This window comes from Azonexus sp. (assembly GCF_030824335.1).
Lineage (GTDB): Bacteria > Pseudomonadota > Gammaproteobacteria > Burkholderiales > Rhodocyclaceae > Azonexus.
In genome coordinates this window covers 40,650-59,974 of record NZ_JAVBXX010000010.1, presented here as the reverse complement: position 1 = coordinate 59,974, position 19,325 = coordinate 40,650, and the positions used below count along the sequence as shown (strand labels likewise).

20 protein-coding genes are annotated in these 19,325 nt (G+C 58.9%); 13 read left to right on the top strand and 7 right to left on the bottom strand.

What is annotated here, in order from left to right; translation table 11 throughout:
- Positions 1-232 precede the first annotated feature (232 nt).
- The 6 genes from RCI20_RS06690 to fabI form a co-directional block, all read right to left on the bottom strand.
- Positions 233-1,705, bottom strand: coding sequence for an AAA family ATPase (locus tag RCI20_RS06690; protein WP_306603798.1), 1,473 nt, complete (start codon positions 1,703-1,705; stop codon positions 233-235).
- 115 nt (positions 1,706-1,820) lie between these two features.
- Positions 1,821-3,002: an acetate/propionate family kinase gene (locus RCI20_RS06685; RefSeq protein ID WP_306603797.1), complete on the bottom strand. Its 1,182-nt coding sequence runs from the start codon at positions 3,000-3,002 to the stop codon at positions 1,821-1,823.
- 2 nt (positions 3,003-3,004) lie between these two features.
- On the bottom strand, positions 3,005-4,423 hold the full coding sequence (locus RCI20_RS06680; protein ID WP_306603796.1) for a bifunctional enoyl-CoA hydratase/phosphate acetyltransferase: 1,419 nt from the start codon (positions 4,421-4,423) through the stop codon (positions 3,005-3,007).
- 30 nt (positions 4,424-4,453) lie between these two features.
- A complete protein-coding gene (locus RCI20_RS06675; protein WP_306603795.1) occupies positions 4,454-4,936 on the bottom strand; it encodes a hypothetical protein in 483 nt (160 codons plus the stop codon).
- Positions 4,937-4,967: 31 nt separating this feature from the next.
- A complete protein-coding gene (locus RCI20_RS06670) occupies positions 4,968-5,546 on the bottom strand; it encodes a hypothetical protein (RefSeq protein ID WP_306603794.1) in 579 nt (192 codons plus the stop codon).
- A 78-nt stretch (positions 5,547-5,624) separates the two neighbouring features.
- The gene (fabI, locus tag RCI20_RS06665) at positions 5,625-6,413 is read right to left on the bottom strand and encodes an enoyl-ACP reductase FabI (RefSeq protein ID WP_306603793.1); all 789 of its coding nucleotides are present in this window, start codon (positions 6,411-6,413) and stop codon (positions 5,625-5,627) included.
- A 237-nt stretch (positions 6,414-6,650) separates the two neighbouring features.
- Between fabI and RCI20_RS06660 the strand changes: the two genes are divergently transcribed.
- The 5 genes from RCI20_RS06660 to RCI20_RS06640 are packed head-to-tail and all read left to right on the top strand — an operon-like array spanning position 6,651 to position 11,764.
- A complete protein-coding gene (locus RCI20_RS06660) occupies positions 6,651-8,519 on the top strand; it encodes an NAD(P)H-dependent oxidoreductase subunit E (protein ID WP_306604016.1) in 1,869 nt (622 codons plus the stop codon).
- Positions 8,516-9,232 carry a 2Fe-2S iron-sulfur cluster-binding protein gene (locus RCI20_RS06655; RefSeq protein WP_306603792.1) on the top strand — a complete coding sequence of 239 codons (717 nt, stop codon included), beginning with the start codon at positions 8,516-8,518 and terminating at the stop codon, positions 9,230-9,232. The genes RCI20_RS06660 and RCI20_RS06655 overlap by 4 nt, the downstream gene beginning before the upstream one ends.
- A 1-nt stretch (position 9,233) precedes the next feature.
- Positions 9,234-9,782, top strand: a complete 549-nt coding sequence (locus RCI20_RS06650; RefSeq protein WP_306603791.1) for an NADP oxidoreductase — start codon at positions 9,234-9,236, stop codon at positions 9,780-9,782.
- Between the two features lie 8 nt (positions 9,783-9,790).
- Positions 9,791-11,254: a Ni/Fe hydrogenase subunit alpha gene (locus RCI20_RS06645; RefSeq protein WP_306603790.1), complete on the top strand. Its 1,464-nt coding sequence runs from the start codon at positions 9,791-9,793 to the stop codon at positions 11,252-11,254.
- An 18-nt stretch (positions 11,255-11,272) separates the two neighbouring features.
- Positions 11,273-11,764 (top strand): hydrogenase maturation protease, encoded by a 492-nt coding sequence (locus RCI20_RS06640; protein WP_306603789.1) that lies wholly within the window; start codon positions 11,273-11,275, stop codon positions 11,762-11,764.
- Between the two features lie 18 nt (positions 11,765-11,782).
- Here RCI20_RS06640 and RCI20_RS06635 read toward each other — a convergent pair whose 3' ends face one another.
- On the bottom strand, positions 11,783-12,226 hold the full coding sequence (locus tag RCI20_RS06635; protein WP_306603788.1) for a universal stress protein: 444 nt from the start codon (positions 12,224-12,226) through the stop codon (positions 11,783-11,785).
- A gap of 83 nt (positions 12,227-12,309) precedes the next feature.
- Here RCI20_RS06635 and RCI20_RS06630 point away from each other — a divergent pair, with 83 nt between their 5' ends.
- The 8 genes from RCI20_RS06630 to RCI20_RS06595 all read left to right on the top strand — a co-directional run bounded on the left by RCI20_RS06630 (position 12,310) and on the right by RCI20_RS06595 (position 19,324).
- Positions 12,310-13,722, top strand: coding sequence for an MBL fold metallo-hydrolase RNA specificity domain-containing protein (locus tag RCI20_RS06630; RefSeq protein WP_306603787.1), 1,413 nt, complete (start codon positions 12,310-12,312; stop codon positions 13,720-13,722).
- Positions 13,723-13,756: 34 nt separating this feature from the next.
- Entirely contained in the window at positions 13,757-15,505 is a 1,749-nt protein-coding gene (locus RCI20_RS06625; RefSeq protein ID WP_306603786.1) for an alpha/beta hydrolase, read from the top strand.
- On the top strand, positions 15,502-16,119 hold the full coding sequence (locus RCI20_RS06620; RefSeq protein ID WP_306603785.1) for a chemotaxis protein: 618 nt from the start codon (positions 15,502-15,504) through the stop codon (positions 16,117-16,119). The genes RCI20_RS06625 and RCI20_RS06620 overlap by 4 nt, the downstream gene beginning before the upstream one ends.
- A gap of 23 nt (positions 16,120-16,142) precedes the next feature.
- A complete protein-coding gene (locus tag RCI20_RS06615; RefSeq protein WP_306603784.1) occupies positions 16,143-16,883 on the top strand; it encodes an MBL fold metallo-hydrolase in 741 nt (246 codons plus the stop codon).
- A 91-nt stretch (positions 16,884-16,974) separates the two neighbouring features.
- Positions 16,975-17,418, top strand: coding sequence for a hemerythrin domain-containing protein (locus RCI20_RS06610; protein ID WP_306603783.1), 444 nt, complete (start codon positions 16,975-16,977; stop codon positions 17,416-17,418).
- Positions 17,418-17,642, top strand: coding sequence for a DUF2249 domain-containing protein (locus RCI20_RS06605; protein WP_306603782.1), 225 nt, complete (start codon positions 17,418-17,420; stop codon positions 17,640-17,642). The genes RCI20_RS06610 and RCI20_RS06605 overlap by 1 nt, the downstream gene beginning before the upstream one ends.
- 9 nt (positions 17,643-17,651) lie before the next feature.
- Complete coding sequence (locus RCI20_RS06600) at positions 17,652-18,947, top strand: hypothetical protein (RefSeq protein ID WP_306603781.1); 1,296 nt, start codon at positions 17,652-17,654, stop codon at positions 18,945-18,947.
- Positions 18,944-19,324, top strand: a complete 381-nt coding sequence (locus tag RCI20_RS06595) for a SirB2 family protein (protein ID WP_306603780.1) — start codon at positions 18,944-18,946, stop codon at positions 19,322-19,324. The genes RCI20_RS06600 and RCI20_RS06595 overlap by 4 nt, the downstream gene beginning before the upstream one ends.
- Position 19,325 lies beyond the last annotated feature (1 nt).

Sequence of the window (19,325 nt, the reverse complement as noted above, 5' to 3'; positions counted from 1 at the left end):
GTGTTTTGTGAATGTGCCCGATGTGGATTTTTCATGGGCTGTAAACCCTTAAAAAAACAAGGCTCCGCTACTTTTTGGTAGCGGAGCCAGATGGGGAAAATTTTTTTCAGAGGGTGGGAGGTGTCGGTGCGTGATGCGCCATCATCAGTGTTTCATTGCCTGGCACGCGCGATATATCGACGCTGCTATTTTCGGTAAAAATCCTTGCAGCATTGGGTGTTGATTTCGTCTTTCAGTTGGCCGGCACTGTCCGGCTACTGGCCCAAGCGCGCAAGGCTGCAATTTGTTCCGCCATGACCACCGATAATGGCTGCGTGCTGGTAATGGCGTTTTCGACATCCGGCTGCGTCAAGGGGCGTCTATCCGCGTGGGCAGCGTAGCCTGCCGCGACGATGGCCTGCTCGATTTCGGCTCCGGAATAATCGCTTGCCAGTTCGGCCAGGCGGCCAAGGTCAAAAAGACCTGGTTCGAGTTCGCGTTTGCCCAAATGGATGGAAAAAATCTGGCGGCGAGCTGCATCGTCGGGCAGATCGACAAAGAAAATTTCGTCAAACCGTCCCTTGCGCAGTAACTCAGGCGGTAGCGAGGCGATGTCGTTGGCGGTCGCGACGATGAATACGGGTTCTTCGCGCTCGTTCATCCAGGTCAGCAGGGTTGCGAGCATGCGGCGTGATACGCCGCCGTCGCCATCGCCGCTATCGGTAGCCAGTCCTTTCTCGATTTCATCCATCCACAATACGCAGGGAGCAATCGTCCGCGCAATGTTGAGTGCGTTGCGGAGATTGGCCTCGCTCTCGCCGTGAAATTTGCCATACAGCTGCCCAAAGTCGAGGCGGAACAAGGGTAAGCGCCATGAGCCGGCAACGCATTTTGCGGCCAGACTCTTGCCGGCCCCCTGAACGCCAAGTAGCAGGACGCCTTTTGGTGGGGGCAGGCCGGGCGAGTTTTTCGGATCGATGAAAACCTCGCGGCGAATGCGGAGCCATTGTTTGAGGCGGTTCAAACCGCCAATTTCCTCCAGTTCAGGGACATCCGTCTCCAGCGTGAGGAGTTCCGCGGATTCCATCATCTGGTGCTTGTGGCGCAGAACACTGTTGATATCCCCTGCCGTTACCGCACCATCATCATGGATCGATATCCGGCACAGCTTGCGTACGTCGCTCTCTGTCAGGCCGCTGAGATGCTGAATCAGCAAGCTGATCGATTCGCGCGATGCGGAAACTTTTTGCCCGGAGTGGTCGGCCCATTTCGCGGCCTCTTCCTTGAGAATCTGAAAAATCCGTTCCTTGCCGGGCAAGCTTGGTTCCAGAAGTATGGCGATCTTCCGCAGATCAATAGGCAATTCGAATTCGGGTGCGATCATCACCAGCATGCGCCCGGAGTCCGTTGTCTGAAGGTCTTTCAGCAAGCGAATGACAATGGGGTCGCCGAGGAAGTGATGTGCATCGAAAAACACATAAATCGAATTTTCTGGTGACTTCAGGATGTGCCTGAGTGCATCAGGAATTTCGTCGGTGTTGTAGACCGGTTTGCGCGCACTGCCTTCGCGGAGCCCACTTGTGACACTCCAGGTGGTCACATAGCGACTGTTGAGCAGGGCAAAGCGCTCCAGCAGCGAAAGAATGCGTTGTTCTTCGTGGGTGTTGATGACTACCAGTCCCTGCTTTTGCAGTAGCAGTTCTTCCAGCCTGGCGAGATCGTCCATGCGCAATCGGTCCTGATTCAAAAGGGAATGGCGCACTCTAGCGCAAGCGAATTCACTATGTCATCAAGTGACAAAGCCCCGCCGACTTTCGCCGGCGGGGCCGTTGGAAAAATGCTTAGAGCGCCAGCAGCGTTTGTGCGTGGTGCGCCATCATCCATTCCTCGTTGGTCGGAATGACCAGTACGTCGACCGGACTGTTTCCTGCGCTGATCACGATGTCGTGGCGGGCGTTGGCTTCCGGGTTGAGGCGGATGCCCAGCCATTCGGATTGCAGGCAGACGCGGCGACGGACTTCCGCTGCATGCTCGCCGATCCCGCCGGTGAACACCACGGCATCGACACCGCCAGCCGCAGCGGCCAGCGAGCCGAGCTCGCGGGCAATGCGGTAACAGAACAGCTCGACCGCTTCGCGGGCTTCCGGCTTGTTGCTGGAGAGCAAGGTGCGCATGTCCTGGCTGATGCCGGAAACGCCGAGCAAGCCGGATTCCTTGTACAGGATGCGGGTCATGTCCTTGACCGTCAGCCCCTTGGTTTCCATCAAGTGCAGGATCACGCCGGGGTCGAGGTTGCCGCAGCGGGTGCCCATCATCAGGCCGTCGATGGTCGAGAAGCCGAGCGTCGTGCCGACGCATTTGCGATTGACCATCGCCGCCATGCTGGCGCCGTTGCCCAAGTGGGCGACGATGACACGGCCGTCGGCACGGTGCGAGTGCTGCGGCAGCGTGCGGGCGATGTATTCATAGGACAAGCCGTGGAAACCGTAGCGTTTGATGCCTTCTGCGGTCAACGCGCGCGGCAGGCCAAAAAGCTGGGCCACATCCGGCTGGCTGCGGTGGAAGGCTGTGTCGAAGCAAGCGACCTGTGGCACGTTGGGCAACAGGGTTTGCAAGGCCTTGATCCCGGCAACGTTATGTGGTTCATGCAAAGGGGCGAGCGGGATGAAACCGGTCAGGTGTTCCAGCACCTGGGCATCGACCACGGTCGGTTGCGAGTACAGGTCGCCACCATGAACGACGCGGTGGCCGACGACGACGATTTCCCAGTTGCGCTGGCTGGCCAGGAACCACTGGAGCAGGGCGTCAAATGCCTGGTCGTGGCTGACCGCTTCCCCAGCGATCAACTGGTCGGCAATGCGCTCGCCAGCCCGGTCTTTGGCGACCAGTCGGGTGGCGTTGGTGCCAATCCCGTCGATCTGGCCGGAAACCTCGGCATCCGGTGAGATTGGATGGGCGAGTGGAAAAAGGGCGAACTTGATCGAGGACGATCCAGCGTTGATCGTCAAAATACCTTGTTTCATGTTTAGACAGTTCCGTTCTTGCGGTTGGCGTGAGCGACCAGAGCGGCGATCACGCAGGAGGCGGTGCGGGTTTCGGCCGTGTCGGCGCGGCTGGTCAGCACGATGGGGACTTTGGTGCCGAGGACGATGCCGGCAGTCAGTGCATTGGCCAGATATTCAAGTTGTTTGGCTACCATGTTGCCGGATTCCAGATCGGGGACGACGAGGATTTCAGCATGGCCGGCGACCGCCGAATTGATCCCCTTGGTCTTCGCCGCGATGATCGAAACGGCATTGTCGAAAGCCAGCGGGCCGTCGAGGATGCCGCCCTTGATCTGGCCTCGGTCGGCCATCTTGCACAGCGCTGCAGCATCGAGGGTGGACTGGATCTTCGGATTGACCGTCTCGACGGCGGACAGGATCGCCACCTTCGGTTCGGGAATGCCGATGATGTGCGCCAGATCAATGGCGTTGCGGATGATGTCGGCTTTTTCTTCCAGTGTCGGTGCGATGTTGATCGCCGCGTCGGTGATCAGCAGTGGCCGATGGTAGGTCGGTACATCCATCAGGAAAACGTGGCTGATGCGCCGGCTGGTGCGCAGGCCGTTGGCCCGGGCAACGACTTCGGCCATCAGTTCGTCGGTGTGCAGGCTGCCCTTCATCAAGGCCTCGGCATCGCCGGTACGGACCAGCGAAACGGCCATCGCCGCCGAGTCATGGCTGTGTGCCGCATTGACGATGCGGACGCCGTGCAGGTCGATGCCAAATTCTTCGGCCAGCGAGCGGATCTTGTTTTCCGGGCCGACCAGGATGGGTTCAATGATGCCGGCCTGGAACGCCATGATCGGACCGCGCAGTGATTCCTGATCGCAGGGGTGGGCGACCGCGGTCGGAATGGGTTCGAGGCCTTTGACCCGGGAAAGCAGCTGGGTATAGCGCGCGTGCTTGTCGTCGATGTGGATTTCCGGCGTGTGGCTATCCTGCAGCCGGGAAATTTTTTCGCTCGGCGCCAGTACCTCGGCGGTGCCGCGCACGACTTGAAGCCCTTCCTGATTGACGCAGACGCAGTCGAAAATCACATGCTTGTTATGTTCGAACTTCTGCTTGACGGTCACGGTGATGACGATGCGATCGCCGATGGTGACCGGTCGGGCGAAATGCAGCGACTGGTCGATCAGGATCGTGCCCGGTCCGGGGAACTGGGTGGCCAGCACGGTCGAGATCAGCGAACCGCTCCACATGCCGTGGGCGATGGCTTCGCGGAACATGCCGCTTTCCGAGTAATTCGGGTCGTTGGTTGCCGGGTTGACGTCGCCGGTCAGGATGGCAAAAAGTTTGACATCTTCCGGCATCAGCGTGCGGGTCAGGCTGGCAGTATCGCCAACGGCGATTTCGTCATAAGTCTTGTTGATGAGATATCGCTGTTCGCTTTTCTCACGCATGGTCAGGCTCCGGTGAAGAAGGGGTAGTGTTCAGGCGCGAATCGCCGTCCGCCGGTCGCGGACACCGTCTGGTGAGGGAATCTCGACGCTCAATTCCGGATGCAGGGCAAGCAGCGTGTCGAGTACCCAGGGATTGGCCTCGTAGGTGAACTCGCGCGCTTCCAGCGGTGCGCCGGAGAAGGCTTCGACAAACAATGCGACGGCAGCCGAGCGGCTGACGCCGTATTCGCAATGCACCATGACCGACATCTCGAACGGTGCTGCATGCACTTCACTGACAAAATCATCAATGCTTTTGGCCAGCGAACGATTGAACAGGCCGGGCAGCATCGGCTGGTATTCATCGGCCGGGATGGCATCGAAGAAGGAAAGGCGCAGCACGTGCCGGAACAGCGGGTCGAGATTGGCTTCCGGGGTGGTTGGGTCGGTAATCGAAATGACCGCCATGTAAGGATTGCCATTCAGCGATTCAGCCAGCTTGCGGGAGGTAAACAGAACTCGGTTGATGGTCATTTTGCGGTCGACAGGTGATTTATCGGATTTTTCATTCCATGAACACCGGGTCCGAAAAAACCAGTGTGCCGTCCTTGCGCATCATCAGATTATCGGCCTTGATCAGGTCGGGCAGGGCGCCGTATTCGCCGGAGAAAGTTTCCAGCGCCTGCAGCGACTGCTGCACGGTATCTGCCCAGCCCATCGGTGTAACAGCCAGATGATGCAGGGCAATTCGCCCCATGTCCTGGGCCAGATTGCGCCACATCATGCAGGCATCGAAATACGAGGTGGAAATCTTGGTCGCTACCTCGGCGGCATCGCCGGAGCCGGGTAGCGGATAAAGCCGTTCAACTTCGACCACATAAAACGGGAATCCGCGGCTGGAGCGGCCCACTTTGCCATGGTCGGCGAAAACGATCGGGAAGTGCCGGCCGGTCGGACGATCCGGTGCCGTGTAATAGGCATAGTCAGTGGGTGAGGAGAGCACCTTGTACACGCGTTCCTGACCATCGACCGTGTCGGCCTCCAGAACGATGGTGCTCTCACCCCGTCCGATTTCCGGTCTGCCGTTGAGCAGCGGGTGGTCGGGTACCGGGTCGGTGATGATGCAGGCTGGATTCTCGTCCATGTTTGCTCCCTAGCTCGCCAGTTTTCATACGAGCATACCGCAAGTCGGGCGGGCTTGCCCCGACTTGCGGCCTTCGGCTTAGGCGACGATATGCGCACCGCCATCGACATAGACAGTCTGGCCAGTCATGCCCGAAGAGCCTGAGGTACACAGGAAGGCGGTCAGTGCACCGACTTCCTCGATGGTCACGGTGCGGCCGAGCGGCGCCTTCTGGGCATCGGACTCGAGCAGGTTGTTGAAGTTGGCAATGCCCGAAGCGGCACGGGTCATGATCGGGCCGGGCGACACGGCAAAAACGCGGATGCCCTTGGGGCCGAGGTCGTAGGCCATGTAGCGGACGGCCGACTCAAGTGCTGCCTTGATGATGCCCATCACACCGTAATTGCGTACGACGCGCTCGGCGCCGAGATAGGACATGGTGATCAGCGAACCGCCGTGGGCCATCAGCGGCTCGAGGGCCTTGGCCATGCGCAGGAAGCTGTGGCAGGAGACGTTCATTGCGGCATCGAAGCCTTCCTCGGTCGCATCGATGACGCGCCCGTGCAGGTCGTCGGCGTTGCAGAAAGCCATCGAGTGAATGGCAAAATCGAGTTCGCCAAAGGTTTCGCCACATTGGGCGATGACGCTTTCCAGGCTGCCTTCTTCGGCGACGTCGAGCTTCAGGAACAGCTTGGCGCCAAGTCCTTCAGCTAGCGGCTGGGTGTACTTGGCGGTTTTTTCATTCTGGTAGGTGATGGCGATTTCGCCACCCAGCGCGACGATGGCTTTGGCCACGGCGTAGGCAATCGACTTGTCATTGGCAACGCCGGTGACCAGGCCTTTTTTGCCGGCGAGGGGGAGATGTGAGGAGTTTTCTGTTGTGCTCATGCCATTTTCCTTGGTTTTGATTTTGCTGCGCTGCGGGAAGCTGGTAAGCGGCTTTCCGTAATCGAAAGATAGATTTTATGCTGTGCTGCAACATGATTCTTGCACATAATTGTTGCGCTTTGTTGACGGCGATCCGTATCCGGATTTGATCTGAGACAAAAAAACTTCACCCAGCGGTGCTAGTCTGCACAAAGATACTTCTTGCTTTTGGGAGCGAATGTGACCGCTAGCGCCAGATTGAACGAAATTGTTCGAGCCGTCGTCGATAGATACGGATGCGATTCATCCTGCATGGTGCAGATACTGCGCGAGGTGCAGGAGGCGCTGGACTGGATTTCGCCGGAGGCCATCGACCTGCTGGAAGCTTTATTGCAGGTGCCGCGCACCAAGATCGAAGGTGTCGCCGGCTTCTATTCCTTCCTCTATCTTGAGCCGCGCGGGCGTTACCGGATTCTCTTTTCCGACAACATCACCGACCGCATGCTCGGTAACCAGGCATTGCTGGAGCGCTTGTGCAACAGCCTGTGGATTGAGCCGGGCAAGGTGTCGGAAGACGGGCTGGTCAGTGTCGATCATACGTCGTGTACCGGCTTGTGCGACCAGGGGCCGGCCTTGCTGGTGAATAATCTGGCCATCGGGCGGTTGACCGCAGAACGCATCGACCGGATTGCCGAACTGGTGCGTAGCGAGACGCCATTGGTCGACTGGCCGGCCGAGTTTTTCCTGATCGAAGATAACATCCAGCGCGCCGACATCCTGCTCGCCAGCGACATCAAGCCCGGCGATGCCTTGCGTGCCGCGCGGGCACTGGCTCCGGACGAAGGTTTGCTGGCCTCCAACATGCGCTCCTGGCGCGAGGGCCTGCCGACCGGACTGGGCGGGCCGGCGGCGGTGCTCGACGAAATCAAGCGGGCCAATTTGCGCGGCCGGGGCGGCGCCGGGTTTACGACGGCGCTGAAGTGGGAGGCCTGCCGCAACGCCCCGCTGAAAGCCGGGCAGCAACGGATCGTCGTGTGCAACGCGGATGAAGGTGAGCCGGGTACTTTCAAGGATCGTGTCCTGCTCACCCGTCAGGCCGATCTGGTCATCGAAGGCATGACCGTAGCGGCCTATGCCGTTGGCGCCACGCGCGGCTTCATCTACCTGCGCGGCGAATATCGTTATTTACTCGATGCGCTGAATGCCGTGCTGGCGCGCCGGCGGACAGAAAACCTGCTGGGGGCGAACATCCTGGGCATCCCCGGTGCCAATTTCGATATCGAAATTCATCTCGGTGCCGGCGCCTATGTCTGCGGCGAGGAATCGGCGCTGATCGAGTCGCTCGAAGGCAAGCGCGGTACGCCGCGCAATCGGCCGCCTTTCCCGGTGACCAACGGCTATATGGACCAGCCGACCATCGTCAACAACGTCGAAACCTTCGCTGCCGCAGCACTGATTGCACTGCACGGGGGCGACTGGTACGCCGCCATCGGTACCAAACATTCGGCCGGTACCAAGATTCTGTCGGTCTCTGGCGACTGTGCCCGGCCCGGTATTTACGAGTATCCCTTCGGCGTCACCGTGCGCCAGGTGCTGGAAGATTGCGGCGCCAGCGATACGCAGGCGGTGCAGGTCAGCGGACCGTCCGGTGTCTGCATCGCGCCGGCCGAATTCGATCGCATCATCGGCTTCGAAGATATTCCGACGGCCGGCGCCTTCACGATTTTCGATACGTCGCGCGACATGTTCGAGGTGGCGCGCAATTACGTGCATTTCTTCCAGCATGAAAGCTGTGGTTTCTGCACGCCGTGTCGCGTGGGGACTTCGTTGCTGAAAAACCTGATGGATAAATTGCACAAGGGTTGCGGTTCGCCCTACGACTTTGCCGAGATCGAGAAGCTGAACCAATTGTTGCAGTCCATGAGTCACTGTGGCCTTGGCCATACGGCCTGCAATCCGGTGCTCGACACGATTGCCCGGTTCCGTCCGGCCTACGATAAACGCATGATGCAGCAGGATTTCACGCCGGCTTTCGATCTCGATCAGGCGTTGTCGCAAGCGCGCCAGATGACCGGTCGCGACGATGCTGCCGCCCACCTGAGTACCGAACACGGAGGTGCCGCATGAGCCAGACTTTCAGCCTGGATGGTCAGAGCATTGCCTTTGAACCCGGGCAAACCATCCTGCAGGCCGCAGAAGCGGCCGGTGTGTTCATTCCGCATCTTTGTTATCACCCGGAATTCAAGCCGCATGGCTCGTGCAAATTATGTACGGTGAAGGCCAATGGCCGACAAACGGCGTCATGCACGATGCGCGCTGTGCCCGGCATGGTGGTTGAGAGCAATACCGAGGAAATCAACGCCGAACGTCGGGCGCTGACCCAAATGCTGTTCGTCGAAGGCAACCATTTCTGCCCGTCGTGCGAAAAGAGCGGTAATTGCCAATTGCAGGCAACGGCCTACCACTTGGGCATGATGAGTCCGCATTACGACCATTTTTTCCCGAATCGTGCGGTCGACGCGTCGCACCCCGAGGTTTTGCTCGACTTCAACCGTTGCATCCTGTGTTCCCTGTGCGTGCGCGCCAGCCGCGATGTCGATGGCAAGAATGTCTTTGCCCTGTCGGGACGCGGCATCAAGACGCATCTGATCGTCAATGCGAAATCCGGGCGTCTGACCGATACCGACTTCACACTCGACGACAAGGCAGCGCAGGTTTGTCCGGTCGGCGTCATCCTGAAAAAGCGCCAGGGCTTTGCTGTGCCGATTGGCGAACGCAAGTACGACAAGGCGCCGATTTCAGCGATGACCGAGCAGAACAAACTGACGGAGGAGGGCTGACATGAGCGAAAAGAAAAAACTCAAGGTCGCGACCACCTCGCTGGCCGGTTGCTTTGGCTGTCACATGTCCTTTCTCGACATCGACGAACGGCTGTTCACGCTGCTCGAATACATCGAGTTCGACCGCTCGCCGCTGACCGATATCAAGCACGTCACGCCGGGTACGGATATCGGCATCATCGAAGGCGGGCTGTGCAATGCCGAGAACGTCCATGTGCTGCGCGAGTTCCGGGCCAACTGCACGACGCTGATTGCCATCGGCGCGTGTGCGATCAACGGCGGTTTGCCGGCACAAAGGAATCATCTGCCGCTGACGACGATTCTGGAAGAGGTTTATCACACCAGCCCGGGGGTTCGGAACGGCATGATCCCGAACGACCCGGAGTTGCCGCTGCCGCTCAACCAGGTGCACCCGATTCATGAAGTGGTCAAGATCGATTACTTCATTCCCGGTTGCCCGCCGTCGGCTGACGCCATCTGGAAAGTGCTGACCGATCTGCTGGCCGGCAAGGAACCCAGCCTTGAACATGGCCTGATGCATTACGACTGAGGTAGCAAATGACTTACAACCTGGAAACCGCCCAGCATCCCGAAAACCTGCGCCGCGTGGCGATTGACCCGGTATCGCGGGTTGAAGGGCATGGCAAGGTCACCATCCTGCTCGACGACCAGAACAAGGTGCATCAGGTGCGCCTGCACATTGTCGAGTTTCGCGGCTTCGAAAAATTCATCCAGGGCCGGCCGTATTGGGAAGTGCCGGTCATGGTCCAGCGGCTGTGCGGGATTTGTCCGGTGTCGCACCATCTGGCGGCCTCGAAGGCGCTGGACATCATCGTCGGTGCGAAAAAACTGACGCCGGCGGCGGAGAAGCTGCGTCGCCTGATGCATTATGGCCAGATGTTGCAATCGCATGCGCTGCATTTCTTCCATCTGTGTTCGCCGGATTTGCTGTTCGGTTTCGACAGCGACATCACCAAGCGCAATATCGTCGGCGTGGCCATGGCGCATCCGGAAACCGCCAAGCGCGGCGTGCTGCTGCGCAAGTTCGGCCAGGAAGTCATCCGCGTCACGGCCGGCAAGCGAGTCCATGGTACGGGGGCGGTGCCGGGCGGCGTCAACAAGTCGCTGACGATTGCCGAGCGCGACGAGTTGCTCAAGGATATTTATCACATCGTCCAGTGGTCACGCGAAGCGGTGCACATGATCCAGAAGGTGCACACCCAGGACCCCGGCCTGTACAACAGCTTCGGTATCTTCCGCTCGAATTTCATGTCCATCGTCGGCAACAACGGCGATCTCGATTTTTATCATGGCACCCTGCGCGCCCGCGACGACAACGGCAAGCTACTGTTCGACCATGTCGATTACCAGCAGTACAACGATTACATCGAAGAAGAAGTCCGGCCGTGGAGTTACATGAAATTCCCGTACTTCCGGTCTATCGGCAAGGAGCATGGCTGGTACAAAGTTGGTCCGCTGGCGCGGGTGCAGAACTGTGACCAGATATCGACGCCGTTTGCCGAACACGAGCGCAAGGAATTCATCGATTACGCCGGTGGTACGCCGATGCACGCGCCATTGGCCTATCACTGGACGCGCATGATCGAGATGCTGCACGCGGCTGAGGTGATCAAGGAGTTGCTGCACGACGACGATCTGTTGTCGGACGACCTGATGGTCAAGGGCGAGCGTCAGATGGAAGGCGTTGGCGTGATCGAAGCGCCGCGCGGCACGCTGTTCCACCACTACCAAGTGGACGAGAACGACATCGTGACGATGGCCAACCTGATCGTTTCGACCACCAACAACAATCAGGCGATGAACGAGGCGATCCGCCATGTAGCCCGTCGCTATCTGAACGGCCGCGAAATCACCGAGGGTTTGCTCAATCACATTGAAGTGGCGATTCGTGCCTTTGATCCCTGTCTGTCGTGTGCGACGCACGCCCTGGGCAAGATGCCGCTGACCGTCGAACTGGTCGATGTGGAAGGTGCCGTAGTGCACAGCTTGAGTCGTGATTGAGTTGTGGCCGAGTCTCTGATGCTGGCGCCGGTCGCGATTTTCTTCGTCGGCAATCCGAGCCGGGGCGATGACGCCCTCGGCCCGCTGTTGTGCGGTCAACTGGCGAAATTTCTGGAAAATGCCGGCTTGGCCGAGCACTTCGAACTGCTTGAGGATTTCCAGCTGCAGATCGAGCATGCGCTGGATTTGTCCGGCCGTCGTCTGGTGCTGTTTGTCGATGCGGGCGAACGCACGCCGGCGCCCTTTGTTTTTCAGCAAATCCAGCCGTCGACCGCAATCGCGCATACGACGCACGCCTTGTCGCCGGAAGCTGTCTTGCAGGTTTACCGGCAGACCGAAGGCGAAGCTCCGCCGCCAGCTTTTGTGCTGTGCATTCGTGGCGAGGAATTTGAACTGGGCGAAGAACTCAGCGCGGGGGCCACACAACACATGGCAGCCGCGCTGGCATTTCTGACCGAGCTATGTCGCCAGCCCGATCCGGCGGCCTGGCTGGCGAACTGCCAGCCCTAGGCCTTGGGCGATAAACCCTTAGCGATAGACCAGCACCGGCACCTTGGAGTGGGTCAGCACCTTGTTGGTCTCGCTGCCCAGCAAAAAGCCGCTGATCCCACGCCTGCCGTGCGAAGCCATGAAAATCAGATCGCAGCCCGAAGTTTCGGCGGCATTGATGATGGCTTCGTAAGGAATGTCGCTGGTCGCGGCAATGGTGCTGCATTCGACGCCGGCTTCCGCACACCAGGCAGTGACTTCTCCGAGATATTCGGTGGCCTGCTGATCAGCCATTTCGGCAAATTTGTCCGGCGTGGTCGGATCGATCAAGGCACCTTCGCCAAAGTAGGCAATCGGATACTCCGGCTTGGCGTAGAACGCTGTAATGCGGGCACCGTTTTCCTTGGCAAAGGTGATGGCGCGTTGCGCCGTGGCGCGGGAAAGTTCCGAACCATCGGTCGGAACGAGAATGTGCTTGAACATGCTTTACCTCCTGAAATGGTCTGCTGGCGTTGCTTTCCGCCTGCTTGAGGTTCATGCTACGCCAAGTCTTGAGGATTTTGAACATGCGACTAGGCTTTTTCGGTGCGGCCGGTGAAGTGACCGGTTCCTGTACGCTGGTGGATACCGGCGAGTTCCGCTTTCTGGTTGACTGCGGCATGTTTCAGGGTGGAGCAGAAGCGCGACAGAAGAACGAACGCGCGCTGAATTTCGGCTTCGATGTGCGTCGGCTGGATTTCGTTCTGCTGACGCACGCCCACATCGATCATTCGGGGCTGTTGCCCCGTCTGAGCATGCTCGGCTATCGCGGTCCGGTTTATACGACACCGGCGACCAAGGCCTTGATCGAGGTCTTGTTGCCCGATAGCGCACACATTCAGGAAAAGGAAGCCGAGTGGCAGTTGCGCAATCGGCATCGGCGCGGGCGCAGCGAACGCGGCATTCAGCCGCCGCTCTATTCCGTGGCCCAGGCGCTGGCTGCCTTGAAACTATTGCACACGGTGAATTACGGTGAAACCCTGCGGCCGGTCGAGGGGATCAGTGTGCGGTTTCACGATGCCGGGCATATTCTCGGTTCGGCTTCGTTGGAGATTTCCGTCAATGCCGGCGGTCGACCGCGAAAATTGGTCTTTTCCGGTGATCTCGGCATGCCGGACCGGCCGGTGCTTAACGATCCGGAACCGCCACCCGGCGAGGCCGATGTGTTGTTGATCGAATCGACCTACGGCAATCGTCAGCATCGTCCATTTGCCGAAACCGAGGACGAAATTGTCGCGGCTTTCGAACGTACCCGGGCGGCTGGCGGCAACTTGATCATTCCAGCGTTTGCTGTTGGGCGTACGCAGGAAATTCTTTATCTGCTGGCTGGCTTGGTCCGACGCGGTCGCTTGCATCCACTCAAGGTCTATGTCGATTCGCCGATGGCCAATTCGGCGACCCGCATTACGCTGGAACACCGGGAATTGCTCGATGCGGAAACCTGTGCGCTGATCGACTGGCAGCAGGCACATCCAGAAAAGATGCACATCGAGTTCGTCGCCGATGTCGAGCGCTCGCGGCAACTGAACGACATTCGCCACGGTGCCGTGATCATCTCGGCCAGCGGTATGTGCGATGCCGGACGGATCAAGTATCACCTGCGCGAAAATCTGCCGCGCAGCGAATGTACCGTCCTGATCGCCGGTTTCCAGGCGGCTGGCACACTAGGGCGCAGGCTGGTCGATGGCGCACGCGTAGCCCGGATCTTTGGCGAAACGGTGGCGGTCAGGGCAAAAGTCTGCACGGTGGGTGGCCTGTCGGCACACGCCGATCAGGATGCGTTGATTGCCTGGTTGAATGGGTTTCACCAGCCGCCGGGAAAAGTTTTCGTCGTCCATGGTGAGGCCGGTGCATCGGCCGATTTCGCACAGGCGATCAAGGACCGTCTCGGCTGGTCAGACGTGCATCTGCCACAACCCGGCGAGTTCATCACGCTGTAAGATAGCAAAAGCCTTATGGATCGGAGAAATTGCAATGTCCGGAAGTTCTGTCGCCAAGCATGGCAGTATTGATACCAGCACTCAGAGTCTCGTCGAGTCCTTGACCAGTTCGGTCAGCAAGGCGGTTGATCCATTCGGTGTCACCACCTCGCTGCTCAATGCCCAGGTTGCCTGGCTGATGCATCCGCAGGAACTGGTGCGCACCATCAACGGTTTGTCCGATGATCTGCTGGCGCTTCAGTCGCACGTCATGCGCCGGGCCATGGGAATTCCATCCGAAGACGTGATCCAGCCGAACCCCGACGATGCCCGTTTTGCCGACCCGATCTGGACCAATTCGGCGACTTGGGACATCACCAAGGAATGGTACCTGGCATTCACCCACCGTCTGCAGGACATGTATTTCGAAACACCGGGTTTGTCCACCAAGGAGCGTCGGCGGGCTGCCTTCTGGCTGCGCGAATGGCTGAACATGGTCGCACCGACCAATTTTTTCTGGTCGAATCCGGCCGCCATCGAGCGTTGTGTCGCCACGCAGGGCGAAAGCCTGAAGCAGGGCTGGGAAAACTTCCAGCGCGACGTCAAGGCCAAGAACATCCTGATGGTCGAGCCCGATGCCTTCGAGGTCGGCAAGGACCTGGCGACGACCCCAGGCAAGGTGGTGTTCCGCAACCGCCTGGTCGAACTGATCCATTACACGCCGACCACCGAAAAGGTGCGGGCAACGCCCATCGTCATCATCACGCCGTGGATCAACAAGTTCTACATCCTCGATCTGAATGCCAAGAAGAGCATGCTGAAGTACCTGACCGATCAGGGCTTCTCGGTTTTCGTGACGAGCTGGAAAAATCCGACGCCGGACATGTCCGAAGTCCGCTTCGACGACTACCTGCTGGAAGGCGTCAACGAGGTGGTGCGCGTGGCCAGCGAATTCTGCAATGTGCCGAAGGTGCATCTGGTCGGCTACTGCATCGGTGGCACGCTGGTATCGACCTACATGGCCTGGGCGAACAAGCGTTTTGGCAAGGACAAGGTGCCGGTGGCGCACTGGACCCTGTTTACGACCCTGACCGATTTTTCGCATCCGGGCGACATTGATGTGTTCATCGACGAGGCCTGCATCGGTGCGCTGGAAGAATCGATGGCCAAGAAGGGCTATCTCGATGGCAGCGAAATGGCGACTTCCTTCCGCCTGCTGCGTTCGAATGGCCTGATCTGGAGTTACTGGGTGAGCAGTTACCTGCTCGGCCAGCCGCTACCACCGTTCGACGTGCTGTACTGGAACGTTGATGCGACGCGCATGCCGCAGGCGATGCATTCCTTCTACCTGCGCGAGATGTACCTGCACAACAACCTGATCAAGCGCGACAAGCTGACGATTGCCGGCGAGTCTATCGATCTCGACCGCATCGTCCAGCCGCTCTACGCCGTGACGGCCGAGGACGACCATATCGCGCCGTGGAAGCAGTGCTACCGCATTCGCAAGTATGTGAATGTCGCCGCGCCGGTACGTTTCGTCCTGTCGACTTCCGGGCACATTCTGGGCGTGGTCAATCCGCCGGTTAATCCGCCCAAGCGGGCTTACTGGATTGCCGAACCGGAACGCAACGAGCATTGGGAACAATGGCTGGATCGTGCCGAGAAGAAACCCGGTACCTGGTGGGAAGACTGGACGGCATGGTTGGGGGAAAGGACCGGTGAACTGGTCGAAGCGTATCCGGCCGCCAACCGCAAGTTCCCCGCGCTGGCCGATGCACCCGGTACCTACGTGCTGGAAAAATGAGCCCGATGAACCCGTCGATTGCAGCAAAAGAACCGCAGGCCGGGATTGATCTGTTGCGCATTGTGCGCATTAACGAAGAAATCAAGGCAGTTGTCGGTGTTGCGTTCAAAATCAACATCATGGCGCTGAATGCCATTTTCCTCGCCAAGCGGGCCGGTACGGCAGCGCTTGGCTTCGGCGTGCTGTCCAACGAGTTGCGCACCTTTTCCCAGGATTTGCGCAGTTGCATGGGGGCGCTGACGGTATTGATCCATCGCTGCGTTACCGAGGTTTCCGTTGTTCTGCAGGACATCCGGAAAACGCGTTTGCTGAGCGAGGCAGTCAGCTTGTCGGCGCTGAGCAAGTTGAACCCGGTGGTGGTTCGACGTGAGCGGGAGAATATCGAACATCAGGAGCGTCTGGCCGCATTGCGGCGCCAGTTGCTGCGCGCGCTCGACGATGCCTTTCAACTGGTCGAATTGGGTGGCGTGCTGGCCAAGTCAGCCAAAATCGAAGCCGCTTACGGGCAATCCTTTGCCGCTTCGCTGGCTCAGGTGTCCGGTGAGTTTGACGGGGTGGTCGAGGAAATACGCAATTCCTTGCTCGCACTGCGGCATTCCGAGTTTTTCAAGTAAATTCATTACAGTCCGGGGGCGGTGTGAAAAAAACAAATACCATTTTTCAGGATGGCGATCATAAGTGGGTGGCCATCGTGCGCGATCCGGATCGCCCCGGGCATCTGGTGGATACGAACGAGTATCTGGTAACGCATGGTGGGCAGGGGATGTTGCTTGATCCAGGTGGCGCAGAGGTTTTTCCTGCGGTGTTTTCCGCACTCTCCGGCGAGTTCGATCCCTCTGCCCTGAGTGCTGTATTTGCTTCGCACCAGGATCCGGATATCTGTTCGTCGCTGGCGCTGTGGCTGGAATTCAATCCGGGCATGCGTTGCTACGTCAGTTGGCTATGGGAAAGTTTCATCCCGCATTTTGGCGGAACGAAAGAGACCTTTGTCACGATTCCCGATCCGGGCATGGATATTTTCCTCGGTGGTTTGAGCCTGCAGGCAGTTCCGGCGCATTACTTGCATTCTTCGGGTAATTTCCATTTGTATGATAAGCAGGCCAAAATCCTGTTTTCCGGTGATGTCGGTGCCGCCTTGCTGCCCGCCGGACAGGATGCTTTGTTTGTCGAAAATTTCGATACCCACATCCGTTATGCCGAAGGTTTTCATAAACGCTGGATGGGTTCCAACGACGCCAAGCGGCGCTGGTGTGAGCGCGTTGCGTCCATGGAGATCAATCTGCTCTGCCCGCAGCACGGGGCGATTTATCAAGGGAGCGATGTGCAACGCTTCATCAACTGGTTTGATGAGTTGCAGGTTGGTGTGCTGGGGAGCTAGTTTCCGCCAGCGGCTTTGATACCGATCAAGGCTCCGGCGGGTGTGGCAGGCAGAAAATGCCCTTACTCCTCAACTTAGCCGGATAGATAAAATGACCATTCGAGATTTCCTTGCAACAGATCATCGCCATTGCGACGATCTGTTTGCCGCTGCCGAACAATCGGCCAACGCCGGTGACTTGGCTGCTGCCGGTGCATCATTCGGACAGTTTCGCGCGGCCATGCTGCGGCATTTCGCGACGGAAGAACAAACGCTGTTCCCTGCTTTCGAAGCACGTACCGGCATGAGCATGGGGCCGACCCAAGTCATGCGCATGGAACACGGACAAATGCGCGAATTGATGGATGCGGCGGCAGGCGCCTTGCAGGCGGGAAATACCGACGATTTCTTCGGCCAGACCGAAACCCTGTTGATCATGATGCAGCAGCACAACATGAAAGAAGAAAACGTGCTTTACCCCATGTGCGACCAGCATCTGGCAGACGGCAGTGCCGCATTGATCGAACGCTTGCGTAGCGAATTGAAGGAAGTTTGATGGATTTTCCTGCCGAACGCATCGTCGACGCACGCTACATGGAGCCGCCACAGCCGTTTGTCGCAACGATGGAGATGCTCGATACGCTACAGCCCGGTGAAGAGATGTTGCTGCTGCTGTATCGCGAGCCGCATCCGCTTTACAGGGTGTTGCAGCAAAACGGACACGACTGGAAAAGCGAATTGCGCCCGGATGGAACGTTTGCCGTCGTGATTACCTGCTGAGTCTTGCTGATGCAGGCCTTGCTGTCTTTTGACCAGAGCCCCCCCCTGACGGCGCCGCTGCGCTTTCTTCTGACGGCGCCGCTGTACGGTGTGCTGGCAGGGGCTTTGCTGATGATCGAAGGTGCTGATTTGCTGGCATCGCGCTGGACGCCGGCAGCGCTGGCAGCGACGCATTTGCTTACGCTGGGTTTCATGTTGCAGATCATGCTCGGCGCCTTGATCCAGATTCTGCCCGTAGTCGCTGGCGCCAATCTGGCGCAGCCGGCCCGGCTGGCCGCTCTGGTTCATCCACTCCTGAATCTTGGCTGTTTGTTGCTGGTGGCCGGCTTCCTCGCGGCTGCGCCGGGTCTGTTGCAAGCGGCCGGGGTGTTGCTGCTGCTCAGTATCGGTGGTTTTTTGTTCGCCGCTGCACGGGCTTTATTGCATGTGCCATCGACCAGCCCAACCATTCGGGGACTGAAGCTGGCTTTGTCCGGCCTGTTGGTGACAGCTGCCCTGGGGCTGGTTTTGCTGCTGGCCTTGAGCCGGGGCTGGTCCTTGCCGTTGATGCCACTGACCGATCTGCACGCCGGCTGGGGTTTGGCCGGGTGGACCGGTATCCTGCTGTCGGCCGTGGCGTATGTCGTTGTGCCGATGTTCCAGCTTACGCCTGGTTACTCGGCCCGCTCAGGGTGGGCCTTCCCCTGGCTGATCATTTTCCCCTTGCTGCTCTGGAGTCTGGCGTTCTGGTGTGACTGGGTATGGCTGGCGGCAATCAGCCAATTTTCTCTGGCACTGGTCGGCATCGCGTTTTGCCTGCTGACGTTGCGCTTGCAGTCACAGCGACGGCGGCCACGCCCCGATGTCACGCTGCATTACTGGCAATTGGGGCTGGGATCGTTGATTTCTGCCTTGTTGATGCTGTTGACCGCAGCAATCTGGCCCGCACTGTCGCAACTGCCGATGTGGTCACCACTGTTCGGCGTGCTGGTGCTGGTTGGCGGATTCATCGCCTTTATCAACGGCATGCTATACAAGATTGCGCCGTTTCTCGCCTGGTTGCATTTGCAGAACAGAGGTTCTTCTGGCGGTAGCTTGCCGGCCATGAACAAGTTTCTGAGCGAAGCCGAGATGCGCCAGCAGATGCGCGTCTTTTTTGCCGCGTTTGGCTTGTTGACCGCAGCATGCTTGTGGCCCGAAGCGCTAGCACGTCCTGCCGGCCTGGTTTTCATGCTGGCCAATGCCGGCCTGGGCTGGAATCTGTGGCGTGTTGTCCGGCGTTATCGCCGGTTTTGCCTGCCCGTCAACACGGTGCCGGCCGTATGAGCTACCTTGTCCTGAAGCATGTACACGTGACTTGCGTGCTCCTGAGCGGACTCGGTTTCATCTGGCGGGCCGGTTTGATGTGGCTCGAGTCGCCAGCCCTGAACCATCGCCTGGCGCGGGTGTTACCGCATGTGATCGACTCCCTGCTGCTGGGCAGTGCGCTGCTGCTGGCCTGGATGAGTGGGCAATATCCATTTTCCGCCGACTGGCTGACCGCGAAATTTTTTGCCCTGCTCGCCTATATCGTATTTGGTGCCATCGCCCTCAAGCGCGGGCGCACGCTGGGCATGCGCCGGGGTTTTGCCATCCTGGCCTTGCTGACCTACGCCTATATCGTCAGCGTTGCCGTACAGCGCAGCCCGTTGGCCGGCTGGTAGG

Excerpts from the sequence above, each read along its gene's own strand:
- RCI20_RS06690 (WP_306603798.1), bottom strand. The coding sequence starts at position 1,705 with ATGGACGATCTCGCCAGGCTGGAAGAACTGCTACTGCAAAAGCAGGGA.
- RCI20_RS06685 (WP_306603797.1), bottom strand. The coding sequence starts at position 3,002 with ATGAAACAAGGTATTTTGACGATCAACGCTGGATCGTCCTCGATCAAG.
- RCI20_RS06680 (WP_306603796.1), bottom strand. The coding sequence starts at position 4,423 with ATGCGTGAGAAAAGCGAACAGCGATATCTCATCAACAAGACTTATGAC.
- RCI20_RS06675 (WP_306603795.1), bottom strand. The coding sequence starts at position 4,936 with ATGACCATCAACCGAGTTCTGTTTACCTCCCGCAAGCTGGCTGAATCG.
- RCI20_RS06670 (WP_306603794.1), bottom strand. The coding sequence starts at position 5,546 with ATGGACGAGAATCCAGCCTGCATCATCACCGACCCGGTACCCGACCAC.
- fabI (WP_306603793.1), bottom strand. The coding sequence starts at position 6,413 with ATGAGCACAACAGAAAACTCCTCACATCTCCCCCTCGCCGGCAAAAAA.
- RCI20_RS06655 (WP_306603792.1), top strand. The coding sequence starts at position 8,516 with ATGAGCCAGACTTTCAGCCTGGATGGTCAGAGCATTGCCTTTGAACCC.
- RCI20_RS06650 (WP_306603791.1), top strand. The coding sequence starts at position 9,234 with ATGAGCGAAAAGAAAAAACTCAAGGTCGCGACCACCTCGCTGGCCGGT.
- RCI20_RS06645 (WP_306603790.1), top strand. The coding sequence starts at position 9,791 with ATGACTTACAACCTGGAAACCGCCCAGCATCCCGAAAACCTGCGCCGC.
- RCI20_RS06640 (WP_306603789.1), top strand. The coding sequence starts at position 11,273 with ATGCTGGCGCCGGTCGCGATTTTCTTCGTCGGCAATCCGAGCCGGGGC.
- RCI20_RS06635 (WP_306603788.1), bottom strand. The coding sequence starts at position 12,226 with ATGTTCAAGCACATTCTCGTTCCGACCGATGGTTCGGAACTTTCCCGC.
- RCI20_RS06630 (WP_306603787.1), top strand. The coding sequence starts at position 12,310 with ATGCGACTAGGCTTTTTCGGTGCGGCCGGTGAAGTGACCGGTTCCTGT.
- RCI20_RS06625 (WP_306603786.1), top strand. The coding sequence starts at position 13,757 with ATGTCCGGAAGTTCTGTCGCCAAGCATGGCAGTATTGATACCAGCACT.
- RCI20_RS06620 (WP_306603785.1), top strand. The coding sequence starts at position 15,502 with ATGAGCCCGATGAACCCGTCGATTGCAGCAAAAGAACCGCAGGCCGGG.
- RCI20_RS06610 (WP_306603783.1), top strand. The coding sequence starts at position 16,975 with ATGACCATTCGAGATTTCCTTGCAACAGATCATCGCCATTGCGACGAT.
- RCI20_RS06605 (WP_306603782.1), top strand. The coding sequence starts at position 17,418 with ATGGATTTTCCTGCCGAACGCATCGTCGACGCACGCTACATGGAGCCG.
- RCI20_RS06600 (WP_306603781.1), top strand. The coding sequence starts at position 17,652 with ATGCAGGCCTTGCTGTCTTTTGACCAGAGCCCCCCCCTGACGGCGCCG.
- RCI20_RS06595 (WP_306603780.1), top strand. The coding sequence starts at position 18,944 with ATGAGCTACCTTGTCCTGAAGCATGTACACGTGACTTGCGTGCTCCTG.